This window comes from Nocardiopsis moroccensis (genome assembly GCF_055763695.1).
On record NZ_CP199747.1, the window covers coordinates 5,407,539 to 5,421,399 of the forward strand.

At 71.9% G+C, this 13,861-nt stretch carries 12 protein-coding genes and 1 pseudogene; 6 read left to right on the plus strand and 7 right to left on the minus strand.

Annotated elements, in window-relative coordinates:
* Window positions 1-2: 2 nt before the first annotated feature.
* Both ACUKCB_RS23905 and ACUKCB_RS23910 read right to left on the minus strand, forming a co-directional pair.
* Complete coding sequence (locus ACUKCB_RS23905) at window positions 3-833, minus strand: Na(+)/H(+) antiporter subunit C (protein ID WP_473037838.1); 831 nt, start codon at window positions 831-833, stop codon at window positions 3-5.
* Window positions 830-3,787, minus strand: coding sequence for a Na+/H+ antiporter subunit A (locus ACUKCB_RS23910; protein WP_473041116.1), 2,958 nt, complete (start codon window positions 3,785-3,787; stop codon window positions 830-832). Before ACUKCB_RS23910 ends, ACUKCB_RS23905 begins: the two co-directional genes overlap by 4 nt.
* A gap of 249 nt (window positions 3,788-4,036) precedes the next feature.
* Here ACUKCB_RS23910 and ACUKCB_RS23915 point away from each other — a divergent pair, with 249 nt between their 5' ends.
* The 3 genes from ACUKCB_RS23915 (at window position 4,037) to ACUKCB_RS23925 (ending at window position 5,956) form a co-directional block, all read left to right on the plus strand.
* Window positions 4,037-4,531 (plus strand): MarR family winged helix-turn-helix transcriptional regulator, encoded by a 495-nt coding sequence (locus tag ACUKCB_RS23915; RefSeq protein ID WP_473037839.1) that lies wholly within the window; start codon window positions 4,037-4,039, stop codon window positions 4,529-4,531.
* Between the two features lie 160 nt (window positions 4,532-4,691).
* A complete protein-coding gene (locus ACUKCB_RS23920) occupies window positions 4,692-5,348 on the plus strand; it encodes a ClpP family protease (RefSeq protein WP_473037840.1) in 657 nt (218 codons plus the stop codon).
* Window positions 5,345-5,956 (plus strand): ClpP family protease, encoded by a 612-nt coding sequence (locus tag ACUKCB_RS23925; RefSeq protein WP_473037841.1) that lies wholly within the window; start codon window positions 5,345-5,347, stop codon window positions 5,954-5,956. The genes ACUKCB_RS23920 and ACUKCB_RS23925 overlap by 4 nt, the downstream gene beginning before the upstream one ends.
* A 37-nt stretch (window positions 5,957-5,993) precedes the next feature.
* On the opposite strand, the gene ACUKCB_RS23930 is transcribed toward ACUKCB_RS23925, so the two are convergent.
* On the minus strand, window positions 5,994-6,395 hold the full coding sequence (locus ACUKCB_RS23930) for a helix-turn-helix domain-containing protein (RefSeq protein WP_473037842.1): 402 nt from the start codon (window positions 6,393-6,395) through the stop codon (window positions 5,994-5,996).
* 265 nt (window positions 6,396-6,660) lie between these two features.
* Between ACUKCB_RS23930 and ACUKCB_RS23935 the strand changes: the two genes are divergently transcribed.
* Window positions 6,661-6,921 (plus strand): GlsB/YeaQ/YmgE family stress response membrane protein, encoded by a 261-nt coding sequence (locus tag ACUKCB_RS23935; RefSeq protein WP_473037843.1) that lies wholly within the window; start codon window positions 6,661-6,663, stop codon window positions 6,919-6,921.
* Window positions 6,922-6,978: 57 nt separating this feature from the next.
* On the opposite strand, the gene ACUKCB_RS23940 is transcribed toward ACUKCB_RS23935, so the two are convergent.
* A complete protein-coding gene (locus tag ACUKCB_RS23940) occupies window positions 6,979-7,914 on the minus strand; it encodes a Gfo/Idh/MocA family protein (protein WP_473037844.1) in 936 nt (311 codons plus the stop codon).
* Window positions 7,915-8,294: 380 nt separating this feature from the next.
* Between ACUKCB_RS23940 and ACUKCB_RS23945 the strand changes: the two genes are divergently transcribed.
* On the plus strand, window positions 8,295-9,290 hold the full coding sequence (locus ACUKCB_RS23945) for a tetratricopeptide repeat protein (protein WP_473037845.1): 996 nt from the start codon (window positions 8,295-8,297) through the stop codon (window positions 9,288-9,290).
* Window positions 9,291-9,320: 30 nt separating this feature from the next.
* On the opposite strand, the gene galK is transcribed toward ACUKCB_RS23945, so the two are convergent.
* From galK to galT, 3 genes are read right to left on the minus strand one after another with little or no spacing between them, the layout of a single operon-like run.
* Complete coding sequence (gene galK, locus ACUKCB_RS23950; RefSeq protein WP_473037846.1) at window positions 9,321-10,463, minus strand: galactokinase; 1,143 nt, start codon at window positions 10,461-10,463, stop codon at window positions 9,321-9,323.
* On the minus strand, window positions 10,460-11,422 hold the full coding sequence (galE, locus tag ACUKCB_RS23955; protein ID WP_473037847.1) for a UDP-glucose 4-epimerase GalE: 963 nt from the start codon (window positions 11,420-11,422) through the stop codon (window positions 10,460-10,462). Before galE ends, galK begins: the two co-directional genes overlap by 4 nt.
* Window positions 11,423-11,424: 2 nt before the next feature.
* Complete coding sequence (gene galT / locus ACUKCB_RS23960) at window positions 11,425-12,450, minus strand: galactose-1-phosphate uridylyltransferase (RefSeq protein WP_473037848.1); 1,026 nt, start codon at window positions 12,448-12,450, stop codon at window positions 11,425-11,427.
* A 206-nt stretch (window positions 12,451-12,656) separates the two neighbouring features.
* Here galT and ACUKCB_RS23965 point away from each other — a divergent pair.
* A pseudogene (locus tag ACUKCB_RS23965) lies at window positions 12,657-13,859 on the plus strand (IS110 family RNA-guided transposase).
* Window positions 13,860-13,861 lie beyond the last annotated feature (2 nt).

Consider the following 13,861-nt stretch of genomic DNA (forward strand, 5'->3'; position numbering starts at 1 on the left):
GGTCAGTCGTTCCCTTGCAGTTCGCTGTCCTCGGCGCGTGCCAGGCGTTCCCGCTCCGCCCTCATGGTCTGGCGCGCCTGGCGCCGCTGCGAGCGGATGCGGCGGCGCAGTTCACGCCACAGCTCGCGCTCGGCGGCGCGGTCGGCGCGCCGGTGCTCACGCAGTCGTTTGCGGCCCAGCCGGATGCGGCCGCGCAGCTCCGTCACCTGGTTGACCATGCTCTGCTGGCGGTCGGTCAGGCGGCGGACGGTCTCCTCGGAGTGCTCGTCGGAGCGGCCGTCCTCGGCCTCGACCTCGAATCTGGCCAGTTCGGCCTGGGCGGCCGCGATCTCCGCCTTGATACGGGCCTGTTCGGCCAGCTCCTGGGCGTCGGCCGCGGCGATGGTGGCCTGGAGTTCGGCGCGCTGGCGGCGGATGTCCGCCCGTAGCCTGCGGCGTTCCTTGAGGAAGCGCTGCCGCACGGCGCGGCGCCCCTCGCCCTGCAGGATGCGCAGGTCCTCCGCGTCGTCCTGGACCTCGTCGTTGCCTTCGAGCTGCCAGCTCCGATAGGCGAGGGCCAACAGGAACGCGGTGATGCCGAGGGTGATGACGATGGCCGTCAGGATCATCGCCTGCGGCAGGGGGTCGGTCATCTCGTCCGCGTCGTTGAACCACAGGAGCGGGGGCCCGCCCCCCTGGCCGGCCATGGCCATGATCATCAGGTTGACGCCGTTGCTCATCACGATGAAGCCCAGCAGCACCCGGGTCAGGCTGCGCTCCAGCAGGAGCACGACGCCGACCGCCACCAGGACACCGATGACGAGGACGAGGGTCAGGCTTGGTGACTCGTTCACGAGGTGACCTCCTCGGCGCGTGCTCGGCCCTCGGCCCCGGCGGTCTTCCCCACCTGTACGGCGTCCCGTTCGATCTGTTCGTCGATCCGGGCGCCCAGGCTCCGCAGGATGTCCAGGATCAGTCCGATCACCAGCAGGTACACGCCGATGTCGAAGATCAGGGAGACCGTCAGGTGGGCCTCGCCGAGGAAGCCGAAGCTGATGTGGGTGTCGCCGCCGGCGAGGACGTCCCCGCCGAAGACCGCCCCGCCCAGGGCGGTGCCGGTGGCCAGGGCCAGGCCGGCGCCGATCAGCGCGCCCGGCTGCACCCACGCGGTGGCGTACAGCTCGAACCTGCCGCCCGCCAGGTAGCGGACGATGAACGCCAGGCCCGCCACGATGCCGCCGGCGAACCCGCCGCCGATGTCGGTGTGGCCGGTGAGGAGCAGGTACACCGAGAGGACCATGATCACCGGGAAGAGGAAGCGGGACACCACCTCGAAGATGATCGACCGGCGTTCGGTGGGCAGGTTTCCCGCCCCGGGCAGCCAGGTGCGCTCCCACCGGGGTTTGACGTGCAGGTTCCGCGGCGCGATCCGGAGTTCTCCCAGGTCCGGCCGGGTGTGTCCGGCGGCGGGCTCCGGGGGCGGTGTGACGGACAGGGCCATCACCCCGCCGGGCGCCTTGCGGGGCTGGGCCCGGCGGCGGACGAACATCAGGCTGGCGACACCGGCGGCCGCGGCGGCGAGCACCGAGATCTCGCCCATGGTGTCCCAGGCGCGGACGTCGACCAGCAGCACGGAGATGATGTTGTAGCCGCCCGCCTCGTGGGCGGCGGCCTCATAGCCCTCGGAGATCGAGGGCTCCTGCCGTCCGGCCAGGGCGAACCAGGTCATCGACGCCATCACCAGGCCGGTGGCCAGGCCGATGGCCATGTTCCAGATACGGCGGCCGCGCAGGGCGGGGACCGAGAAGTGGGTCGGGAAGCGACGCAGCACCAGGACGAAGACCACCAGGCTGACGGTCTCCACGAGGAACTGGGTGAGGGCGATGTCCGGTGCGCCCTGGAGGTAGTACAGGGCCGCCACGCCGTACCCGCCGATGCCGACGAGGATCACCGCGAACAGGCGCCGCCGCACGAACAGGATCAGCAGGCAGGTGATGACGATGATCAGGGCCGGGATGACCTGGACCGGGGTGTCCCAGAGACGGAGGTCGGGGCTGGGGCCCTCCCAGAGCCGACCGGTGACCATCGGGACTCCGGCGGCCACCACCAGGGCGATCAGGATGGTGCCGAGGTAGACCGGCAGCGAACCGCGCTGGGTGCTACCGGTGACCTGGAGGGCCAGGTTCTCCAGCCCGGCGAGCATCCGCCGGTAGTTGCGCTCCGGGTTGACGAAGGACAGGCGGTTGCCGAGCCACACCACCCGGTGCCGGAAGTGGAAGAGCACCAGGCCGCTGACCACACAGGCGGCGGAGAGCAGGAGCGGAGGTTCCCAGCCGTGCCACAGCGCGAGGTGGGTGGTGTACTCCTCGTGCGGCCCCGGCGGGACCGTGTCGGCGTAGACCGCGAGGAACGGGTCGGCCCAGCCGGAGGCGGGGCCGCCGAACAGGCCCAGTCCGGCCAGGACGGCCGCGGGCGCCAGGAACAGGGGGCCGGGGGCGTGGACCGGGGTCGGCTGCACGCCCTCCTTGTCGAGGAAGGCGCCCCAGAGGAAGCGGAGGCTGTAGGCGACCGTGAGGGCCGAGCCCGCGACCAGGCCGGCCAGGACCAGGGTGTCGAGTGTGCTGCCGTGGGTGTAGGCGCCGAAGGCGAGCTCCTTGGCGGCGAAACCCGCTGTGGGCGGCAGCCCTGCCATGGAGGCCAGTGCCAGGACCGTGGTCCAGAAGGTGGCGGGCATGGATCTGCGCAGGCCGGAAAGCTCGCGCAGGTCCCTGGTGCCGGTGCTGTGGTCGATGATGCCGACCACGAGGAACAGGGGGGCCTTGAACAGCGAGTGCGCGATGAGCATCGCGATGCCGGCGAGGGCGGCGGCCCGGGTTCCGGTGCCCAGCAGGGCGATGAGGAACCCGAGTTGGCTGATGGTGCCGTAGGCCAGGACGAGCTTGAGGTCGAACTGGCGCAGCGCCTTCCAGCCGCCGAGGAGCATGGTGACCACACCGAAGAGCAGGGCCATGCCCTGCCAGACGACGGTGTCGCCGAAGGCCGGGGTGAGGCGGGCGACCAGGTAGACGCCGGCCTTGACCATCGCCGCGGCGTGCAGGTACCCGGAGACCGGTGTGGGCGCCTGCATGGCGGCGGGCAGCCAGAGGCTGAACGGGAACAGCGCCGACTTGGACATCGCCCCGACCATGATCAGCACGAGGGCCGTGTTGACCGCGGCGCCGGCCGCGGGCGGGTCGGCGACGATGTCGGTGATCACGTAGGTTCCGGCGGCCTCGCCGAGCAGGATCATGCCGACCAGCATCGCCAGGCCGCCGAAGGTGGTGACGGTCAGGGCCGTCATCGCCGCGCGGCGGCTCTCCTTCGCCTCGGCCTTGTGGCCGATGAGGAGGTAGGAGAAGACCGTGGTCAGCTCCCAGTAGACGAAGAGCTGGATGAGGTCGTCGGCCAGGACCAGGCCGAGCATGGCACCGGCGAAGGCGACGAACACGCCGGCGAAACGCCCGAGGCCGGGTTCGGAGTCCTCGAAGTAACGCGCGCAGTAGACCAGGATCAGAGTGCCCACGCCGGCGGCGATCAGTGTCATCACCAGGCCGAGGGCGTCCATGTGCAGGCCGAGCCGGAGCGAGAACTCGGGCGCCCACTCGGTGCTTTCGGACCGGGTGCCGCCGCGGAGCACGTCCGGAAGCTGGAGGAGGGCCCACACGGTGGCCAGACCGGGGACGACCGCGAGCGCGTAGAAGCCGTTACGGCCCCACAGGCGCACCAGTAACGGTGCGACCGCAGCGGTGATGAAATGCGCGACCAGCACTGTTGTCAATGCGCCCCTCCCGGACCGGTCCGGGCCCGCCCGGGTGTTCGGGCGGACGTCCACCGCCCCCGCGGCGGATCGCTTCGCCCGCAACCGGATCAGGGGGCGGGGTGTCGCCAGCGTTTCGAGGGGGCATGGATCTACTGGAATTTGCGTACATAAGCTATCTAATAGCTAGACTACACAAACGTCAAACCACCGCGCGGGTCGAGTACCCGCGTGACACGCCCAGCCTGCGAGGACTGTTTCGTGCCCGACGAGACCCCCGAGCCCTGTTCTGACCAGCAGGAACCCGCCGAGTTCGAGACGGCGGAGCTCGAAGAGTTCCAACGTGTGTGGACCGAGCTGATCAACGCGGCACTCCACGCCCGCTCCCGGGGCGGGCACGGCCACCGCGGTGCGGGGGACCTCACACTGACACAGTCGCTGCTGATGGAGGCGGTGCGCGGGATGGACGGCCCGAGTGTCGGCGCGGTCGCCCACATCGTCGGCGTGTCCTCTCCCTCTGCCACCCGCATGATCCAGCAGCTCGAACGCAAGGGGATGGTGGTCCGGCGCCGCTCCGAACGTGACGAACGCAGCACCGTGGTCACCATCACGGCGGAGGGCGAGCGGGTCCTCGCCGAACGCCGCAGGTACATGGAGTGCAAACAGCGCCAGGTCTTCGACGCGATAAGGCCCTCGCTGCGCCCCGTCGTCCTCGACGTCCTGCGCGATCTGCGCCAGGCCATAGAGGACACCTGATCCGCCCCCGGGCCTGACCGGACCGTGGGCGCCTCTGCCGTGGGCAGATCTGCCCCGGGCCGAAAAGGTGGAGGTCACAGCCCTGCGCGGCGCAGGCTGGGTGCACCGGCGGGAGCGGACGAGTGGTCCGTTCCGCAAGGCGCCGGGGCAAGGAGAGCTCATGCCGATCCACCACCGGCTCGCCGCGGAGTACGCGCCGAGCGGGACCTTCGACGACCAGCTCGCCGCACGCCTGCTGCGCAGCCGCGTCGTGATGCTGGGCACACAGGTCGACGAGGACAGTGCCAACCGCGTCTGCGCCCAGATCCTCCTGCTCGCCGACGAGGACCCCCACAAGGACATCACCCTGGCGATCAACAGCCCCGGCGGGGTCGTCTCCGCGGGACTGGCCATCTACGACACGATGAACTTCGTACCCAACGACGTCTCCACCCTGGTCATGGGGTTCGCCGCGAGCATGGGCCAGTTCCTGGCCTGCACGGGCGCCCCGGGTAAGCGCTACAGCCTGCCGCACGCCCGCATCATGATGCACCAGCCCTCCGGCGGACTGGGCGGGACCGCCGCCGACATCGCCATTCAGGCCGAGAACCTGGCCCACACCAAGCGGACCATGGTCGGGCTCATCGCCAGGCACACCGGCCAGAGCGAGGAGACCATCGCCGGGGACCAGCACAGGGACGCCTGGTTCACCGCGCAGGAGGCCCGCGACTACGGGTTCGTCGACCACGTGGTCGACTCGGTCGGCCAGATGGCGGGCGGGATGCGCCTGGGCGGCACCTCGCCCGGGTTCGCGACGCGGACGGGAGGCCACAGGTGAGCGGGCGTTACACGGTACCCATGGTGGTCGAGCGGACCCCGCACGGAGAGCGTTCGTTCGACGTGTTCAGCCGTCTGCTGTCCGAGCGGATCGTCTTCCTGGGCACGCCGATCGACGACGACGTCGCCAACGTCGTCATGGCGCAGATGCTCCACCTGGACTACGAGAGCCCGGACATGGACATCCAGCTCTACATCAACTCGCCGGGCGGCTCGAACACCGCGCTGACCGCCATCTACGACACGATGCGCTTCGTCCGCGCGGACGTGGCCACGGTCTGCATGGGACAGGCCGCCTCCGCCGCGGCGGTGCTGCTCGCCGCCGGGACGCCGGGCAAGCGGGCGGCCCTGGAACACGCCCGGGTACTCCTGCACCAGCCCTCCACCGAGGGCCGGGGCGAGGCCGCCGACCTGGAGATCCAGGCCGCCGAGATCCTGCGGGTCCGTTCCCAGGTGGAGGGGATCCTGTCCCGGCACACGGGCCAGAGCCAGGAACGGCTGCGGGCCGACACCGACCGGGACAAGATCTTCACCGCCCACCAGGCCAGGGAGTACGGCCTGGTGGACGGGATCATCACCACCCGCGAGCCCGGTCCGGCCGTCGGCTGAGGACTGTCCGGGCCCCGGGTTCCGGGGCCCGGACGGGTCAGGCCGCCAGGGACATGACCAGGGCCTGCCCGGCCTGGGAGGGGACGGACGCGTCGGTGCGGGACAGGTGTGCCCGACGCTGCCCGACCTGCTCGAAGCGGGCGGGGGAGGTGCGCTGGTGGAGCTGCCCGAGGACGTCGGCGATGCCCAGCCCCAGGGACCGGTAGACCGCGGCGAGGACCTCGGAGGAGGCCTCCTTCCGGCCGCGTTCGATCTCCGACAGGTAGGGGAGGGACACCCGGGCGTCCTCGGCCACCTCGCGCAGCGTCCGGCCCTGTTCCGTGCGGGTACGGCGCAGCAGGTCACCGATGAGGTCGCGCATCAGGGGTTCGACCGCATCCTCCCCGGTGCGGTCGCCCCTGCGGGCCTCGTCCAGGGAGCGTAGGACGCTTTCGGACATCGGTGCCTCCCGGTCGTTCTGGGTCCAGGCCTTCGAGCCTATGCCGGGGAACGTCTCCGGCGGGAGGGGATCCGGCGGCCTTCTGCGGACGGCAGAAGCCGTCGTGCCGGGCGGGGTTCGACACGGCGGCTTCCGCCGTGCGGATGCATGTGAAGTGCGCGAAGTCGCCAAGCACGGGCAAAACCTTCGGGCCGGGCGGCCTCAGGCGGTGTTCCGAGCGCTCTCAGCGGGAACGGGGTGAGGGCGTCTACCTTGGGGAGGATCCGTGGAGATCACCGGAATCATCACCGCGATCATTGTTGGTCTCATCATCGGTGCGCTGGGGCGGCTCATCGTTCCCGGCAAGCAACACCTGCCCATCTGGCTGACCCTGATCCTGGGCATTGTGGCCGCGTTCCTCGGAGGGTGGATCGCGAGTTTCTTCACGGGGTTCTGGTTGTTCGTGCTGATCGTCCAGGTCCTGGTCGCGGCGGGGATCGTCTACCTCGCGGACGGCATGTACTCCAAGAACGCCCATACGGCCTGACCGTGACCGAAGCACCCGGAACCGCCTGACAGGTCGCCGCACCGACGACCCGCCGCGTCAGCCCGAGGCCACCGGACCGGATCCGGTGGCCTCGGGTACACGCACCGTCCGGCCGGACCCGGCGGAGGCCTCCGCCGCGGCCAGCACCGCGACGACCTCGCGTCCGAATCGCACGTCGCAGGGGTCGCCGGGGCCGCCGCGAACCTGGTCCGACAGGCGGTCGACAGCCGCGCCGAAGGCCTCGACCGCGCTTCGGTCCCCACCCGGGACCGGCCGCCATCCGTGTTCTCCGTACAGGTCGACCGCGAACGTGTTCGCCTCCGGCGCGGCGTCCAGCGTCACCGAGAGCGAACCCACCGCACCGTCCCGGTGCCGGGTCAGTACGTGGGTGCTGTCCCGCGGCCCCGTGACCGCCGTGACCTCCTCGACCGGGCCCAGCACGGGCAGCACCACCGAGAGCACGTGCGGGCCCACGTCCCACAGTCCGCCCTTCGCGCGGCGCCAGGGTGAGGCCCCGTACGGGTTGCCCGGCTGGAAGATGGACGCGAACAGGGTCGCCCGCACCCCGTGCCACCCGCCGTCGGCGGTGGCCCCGGCGAGGAAGTCGTTCACCGTGTCGGAGAAGCGGCTGGTGAAGAAGACCACCGAGGCCAGCCCGCGCGCCTCGGTCTCGGCGACGATCGCGTCGGCGGCTTCGGTGGACAGGGCGACCGGTTTGTCCAGCAGCAGGTGCCTGCCGGCCCGGGCGGCGCGCAGGGCCAGCTCGCCCTGGACGTCGGGGGGCAGGGCGATCGCGACGGCGTCCACGTCGGCGATCAGGGCGTCCACGTCCTCGTAGGGCCGGGTACCGAGTTGGGCGGCCAGTGCCGCCGCCTTGGTGGGGTCGCGCCCCCACACTCCGGTCAGGGCGGCCTCCGGGTGGGCGGCCAGCGCCGCCCCCTGTGTCTCGCGGGCCCAGTGGCCGGTGCCCAGCAGGCCGAATCGCAGTCCCATGCATCCCTCCGAGGTCGGAAGTCCACCATGTGCACCCTGGCCTATGGGAACGCTCCCAGCAAGGGGTGGGCAGGAAGGACGGGTAACGGCCGCCGCCCTCGATGAGCGCCGCACACGGGCCGTCCGCCTCGGCTGACGTGGCCGGATGCGGACGCCGGGCCCGGGGTCGTCCCGACAAAAGCACAGGTGGGCCGGACTTTGCCCGAGGAGTACGTGAACGGTGCCGCGCTCCGTTTCGGGAAACTCCTGGTGATCTCTTCGGGGTTCCCCCATCATGGTCACCTGTGGGTGCAGGTCAGAGCACTGACGGAAACCTCGGCGGATCCCGCCTGACCCTCCGCTCCACGGACGCCAGTACTCCGGACGAAGGGGCCGAACCGGTGAGTCCCGACCCGATGGACGACGAGCCGACCATCCACCACCTGGTCGAGACCGCTGTCCGTGCCGCAACCCTCATCACCCGCCGCCGGCCCCTGGCCCGGCAGGACGGGAGCACCGGCCCGCGTCCGCGCTCCGACGAGGCCGATGGCGAGGCCAGGGAATGGATACGGACCAACGGCGAGGCCCTGGCCTCCTGCGTGCGCTGGGCCGGAACCGAGGAGCGCCACACCACCGTCCTGTGGGTCGTGGAGGCGGTCGAAAGCCACCTGCGAGGCAGCGGGCCCCCCACCGAACGCCTGGAGATGGCCGAGACCGGTGTGCGCGCCGCGCTGGCCCTCGGCGACACCGCGTGGGAGGCGCGCATGCGCAACATCCTGGCGCTCGCCCTGCTCGACACCGGCGCACTCGAACGCGCCGGGGAGGAGGCCGCCGCGGCCCACGCGCTGGCCGAGGCGGACCAGGACGACCGGGCTCGCGCGGCCGCCCTGGAGTGCATGGGGGCCGTCGCCCAGCACGACCGGAGGGACGAGGCCGCGCTGGCGCTGTTCAACCGCGCCCGACCCCTCCGGGAAGCCACCGGCGGACCACGGGAGATCGCGGTCCTGGACCTGCTCAGCGGGCGGTCGCTGGTCAGTCTGGGCCGGTTCGACCACGCCCTGGAACGGTTGGACTCGGCGCTGGAGGCCTTCACCGCGTCGGGGGACGGCCGGGACGCGGACGGGATGGACGTCGCCAGGGTGCGCCTGGAACGCGGCCGCGCGCTCAACGGCAAACGCCGGACCGCGCAGGCCCGACAGGAGCTGGAACGGGCGCTGTCCGGTTTCGAGTCCGGGGGCCACACCTACCAGACGGCCAAGGTCCGCGAGGTGCTCGCCGGTGTGGACCAGCTCTCCGGGGCGCAGGACTGGCGCGAACACCTGGTCGTGGCGGTACGGCTGTACCGGGGGATCGGGCACGGGGCCGAGGCCGAGCGGGTGGGCGCGCACCTGTGCTGAGGCCGCCCACGGGCGGACGGCGGGCCCCGCTCAGCTCAGGCGGCGGGCCCCGGCGGACGGTAGGGCGGTGAACACCACGGGCTCACCGAACCCGCGTTCGGCGAAGGCGGCACGCACCGCCCTGCCGCTCTCGGCCACGAGATCGGATTCCACCAGCGCGATCACACAACCGCCGAACCCACCCCCGGTGATCCGCGCGCCCAGGGCCCCCGCCGTCAGGGCGGCCTCCACCGCCGTGTCCACCTCGGGCACGCTCACCTCGAAGTCGTCGCGCAGGGAGGCGTGCGAGGCGGTGAACAGCGGCCCCGCCGCACGCGGCCGACCCTCCCGGAACAGGGCGACGGTCTCCAGCACCCGCGCGTTCTCGGTGACCACGTGCCGCACCCGGCGGCGGACGAGGTCGTCCGGGAGCACAGCCAGCGCACCGGGCAACTCCTCTGGGGAGACGTCCCGCAGCGCCCGCACCCCCAGGATCCGGGCGGCCTCCTCACAGGAGCGCCGCCGCTGCGCGTAGGCGCCCTCCACCAGGCGTCGCGGTGCCCGGGTGTCCACCACCAGAAGCGACATCCCGTGCGCGGCCGGGTCGAACGGCACCTGCTCGGTCGCCAGCGAACGGCAGTCCAGGAACAGCGCCCGGCCCTGGTCGGACAACATCACCGCGGACTGGTCCATGATCCCGCAGGGCATCCCCACGAAGTCGTTCTCCGAGCGCTGGGCCAACCGCGCCACCTCGGCCGGAGCCGGTGCGCAGCCGTGCAGACCGGTCGCGGCGAGCACCGTCGCGCAGCACACCGCCGCCGACGTCGAGAGCCCGGTACCGGTCGGGATCGCACTGTCCACCAGCAGGTCCGCCCCGCTGACCGGGTACCCCTCGTCGAGCAGGGCCCACAGCGCCCCGGCCTGGTAGGCGGCCCAGCCGGGCACCGAAGCCGGGACCAGGTCGGCCAGGGGCGCCTCGAAGACGTCCGGGAACTGCCGCGAACTCAGCCGGACCACACCGTCCGGGCGGCGTGCGGCAGCGACGGTGAGCGAGTGGGGCAGGGCGATCGGAAGCGCGAAACCGTCGTTGTAGTCCGTGTGCTCGCCGATGAGGTTGATCCGTCCCGGTGCGGTCCACACCCCTTCGGGCTCCCGGCCGAACAGCCTCCGGAACTCCGCCGCGACGCCGCTCACTCGCCGGCCTCCCGCCCGCGGGCGAAGGCCCACGCGTCCGCCACGATCTGGTCCAGCGTGCGCACGGGCTCCCAGCCCAGCTCCCGGCGGGCGAGGGCGTTGGCGGCCACCAGTACCGCGGGGTCGCCCGCGCGCCGAGGTCCGTCGACCACCGGAACGGGGTGTCCGGTGACGCGTCGGACGGCGGCCAGGACCTCCCGGACGCTGTACCCGCCGCCGCTGCCGAGGTTGTACACCCGGTGGATCCCCGGCTCCGCGCGTTCCAGTGCCCGGAGGTGGGCCTCGGCGAGGTCGGCCACGTGCAGGTAGTCGCGGACCGCGGTGCCGTCCCCGGTGGGGTAGTCGGTACCGAAGACCGAGGCGTGCGGGGCTCGCCCGGCGGCCACCCGGAGCAGGTTCGGGACGAGGTGGGTCTCCGGGTCGTGCCGCTCGCCGAACCCCAGGTGCGCCCCGGCGACGTTGAAGTAGCGCAGGCTCACCGCGCCCAGCCCGTGCGCCCGCGCCCAGCCGGAAAGCAGGTGGTCCACGGCGAGTTTGCTCGCGCCGTAGGGGTTGGTGGGCACGGCCGGGTCGGACTCGCGCAGCGGAGCGTCGGAGGGCGGGTCGCCGTAGGTGGCGGCGGTGGAGGAGAACACCAGGCGGTCCACCCCGTGGCTGCGCATCGCTTCCAGCAGCGCCAGCGTGCCGCCGACGTTGTTGGCCCAGTACGGGCCCGGGTCCTGGACGGACTCGCCCACCAGGGACTTCGCGGCGAAGTGCAGGACCGCGTCGAAGGTCGGGTCGAGTACGTCGGCGGCCCCGTGGACGTCCCCCTCGACCAGGGGCGCGCCCGGGGGAACGGCGTCGCGGTGCCCGGTGGAGAGGGAGTCGAGCACGGTGACCTCGTGCCCCGCCTCCAGCAGGAGTGCGGTGACGGTGCTGCCGATGTAGCCGGCGCCGCCGGTGACGAGGAGCTTCACGGTCAGGCCTCCCTGAGTCGTCGGGCCGTGGTCTCGGGGGCCACGTCGTTGCTGAACACACCCGCGCCGGACTCGGTCCCGGCCAGGTACTTGAGCCTGCCCGGGGCGCGCCGCACGGAGAACAGTTCGAGGCGCAGCCGGGCGAGCCCGCGCAGCCCGGGGTCGCCGACGGGCGCCTGGTGCCAGGCGGAGACATAGGGCAGCGGGCCGTCGAACAGCCGGTCCGCCCGTTCGAGGAGGTCGCCGTAGAGCTCGGCCAGCGCGGTGCGCTCGGCCCCGTCCAGGGCGGGCAGGTCGGGCACGGCCCGGTGCGGGTACACGTGCACCTCCACCGGCCAGCGGGCCGCCTCGGGTACGAAGGCCGTCCAGTGCTCGTTGGCCAGCACCACACGGGGCCCCGCGGTCTCGGCCGCCAGGATGTCGGCGAACAGGTCGCGCCCGGTCTCCGCCCGATGCAGGCGGGCCGACTCCAGGTCGCGCTCGGTCCGGGGGGTGACGAACGGGAGCGCGTAGATCTGCCCGTGCGGGTGGTGCAGGGTCACCCCGATCTCCGGGCCCCGGTTCTCGAAGACGTACACCTGCTGTACTCCGGGCCGGGCGGACAACTCCTCGGTGCGGTCGGCCCAGGCGTCCACGATGGTGCGCAGGCGCCGGGGGCCGAGCCCGGCGAGGGAGGTGTGGTGGTCGGAGGAGAAACAGACCACCTCGCACCGGCCCTCGGTGCCGCTGAGGGCGGGGAAGCGGTTCTCGAAGGCCACCACGTCGTAGGAGGACGAGGGCACCTCGGTGAGCCGGTCGCCCTCGGAGGGGCACAGCGGGCACTCGTCGCTGGGCGGCAGGTGGGTACGGCCCTGGCGGTGGGCGGCGAGGATCACCTGTTCACGTCTGAGCGGGTCCCAGCGCAGTTCGGAGCCCGGGGTGGCGGGCGGCAGCTCCCGCAGGTCCGGGGCCGGCACCCGGGTGCCGCCGTCCTCGTCGTAGTAGATGATCTCCCGGCCGTCGGCCAGGTGCGCGGAGGTCTTCCTCATCGGTCCTCCGTAAGTTGGTTGGTGGCCCGGGAGGGCCGGGTGTGGCTGATCGGTTCTTGCCCCAAGTGGCTTCCAAGGAGTGGCCGCCCGACCCTCCGGGGCGCTCCGGTCGCTGATTGAGATCCGCGCAACGGTCGCTGTTTACGGAGATGACGACAGGGTGTTCCACGGGCCAACGCCATAGCGCCGAGCGTGTGGAGGAGCAGATGGAACCCTCGCGTCAACGGGTCTGGGTCGGGATCGACGCGGGCAAAACCCACCACTGGGCCGCCGTGGTCGATGACACCAGCGCCACCCTGTGGTCGAGCAAGATCACCAACGACGAGCCCGCGGTCCTGGACGCCCTCGCCCACATCCTGGCTCTGGCCGAGGAGATCACCTGGGGTATCGACATCTCCGGCACCGCCTCCGCGCTGATGCTGGCCCTGCTGGCCGCCCACGGCCAACAACCGCTCTACGTGCCCGGACGCACCGTCAACCGGATGGCCGGCGCCTACCGGGGCGAGGCCAAGACCGACGCCCGCGACGCCTACGTCATCGCCGAGACCGTCCGTCACCGCAGCGACTTCGCCCCCATCGACGTGCCCACCGACGCGGTCCGCTCCCTGAGTGTGCTGACCGGCTACCGCAACGACCTGGTCGCCGACCGGGTGCGGGCGATCAACCGGCTGCGCGACGCGCTGTGTTCGATCTTCCCCGCCCTGGAGCGTGCCTTCGACTATTCCTCGGCCAAGGGGCCGCTGGTGCTGCTCACCGGCTACCAGACCCCTCGCGCCCTGCGAAAGATCGGCCAAGCCCGGTTGGAGACCTGGTTGCGCAAACGCCAGGTGCGCAGCGCCGAGGCGATCGCCGCCACGGCGTTGGAGGCCGCCGCCGCCCAGCGCACCCAGGTACCCGGAGAGGCCGTGACCGCGTCGATCATCGCCGACCTGGCCCGCCAGGTCCTGGACCTGGACGAGCGGATCACCGGCACCGAGAAGCAGATCCGCCAGACCTTCCGTGAGCTGGACGCCGCGAAGATCATCGAGTCCGTGCCCGGGTTCGGCCCGATCCTGGGGGCGGAGTTCATCGCCGCGACCGGGGGCCTGACCGGATACCGGGACGCCGGGCACCTGGCCTCGGCCGCCGGGCTGGTGCCCGTGCCCCGGGACTTGGGGAGACGGGCCGGCAACCTGCACCGGCCCAAACGCTACAACCGGGCTCTGCGTAGGGTGTTCTTCATGTCCGCGCTGTCCTCGATCCGTGTCGACGGGCCCAACCGGGAGTTCTACTAGCGCAAGCGGACCGAAGGGCTCAAGCACGTCCAGGCGGTGATCGCTCTGGCCCGGCGTCGGGTGAGCGTGCTGTGGGCGCTGCTGCGAGACGGGAGGATGTTCCCCCCCGCCCCACCGGTCCCGCAAGCGGCTTGACA

What these genes read in the sequence shown, in the direction of transcription:
- ACUKCB_RS23920 (WP_473037840.1), top strand. Translation starts at nt 4,692, where the DNA reads ATGCCGATCCACCACCGGCTCGCCGCGGAGTACGCGCCGAGCGGGACC.
- ACUKCB_RS23930 (WP_473037842.1), bottom strand. Translation starts at nt 6,395, where the DNA reads ATGTCCGAAAGCGTCCTACGCTCCCTGGACGAGGCCCGCAGGGGCGAC.
- ACUKCB_RS23940 (WP_473037844.1), bottom strand. Translation starts at nt 7,914, where the DNA reads ATGGGACTGCGATTCGGCCTGCTGGGCACCGGCCACTGGGCCCGCGAG.
- galT (WP_473037848.1), bottom strand. Translation starts at nt 12,450, where the DNA reads ATGAGGAAGACCTCCGCGCACCTGGCCGACGGCCGGGAGATCATCTAC.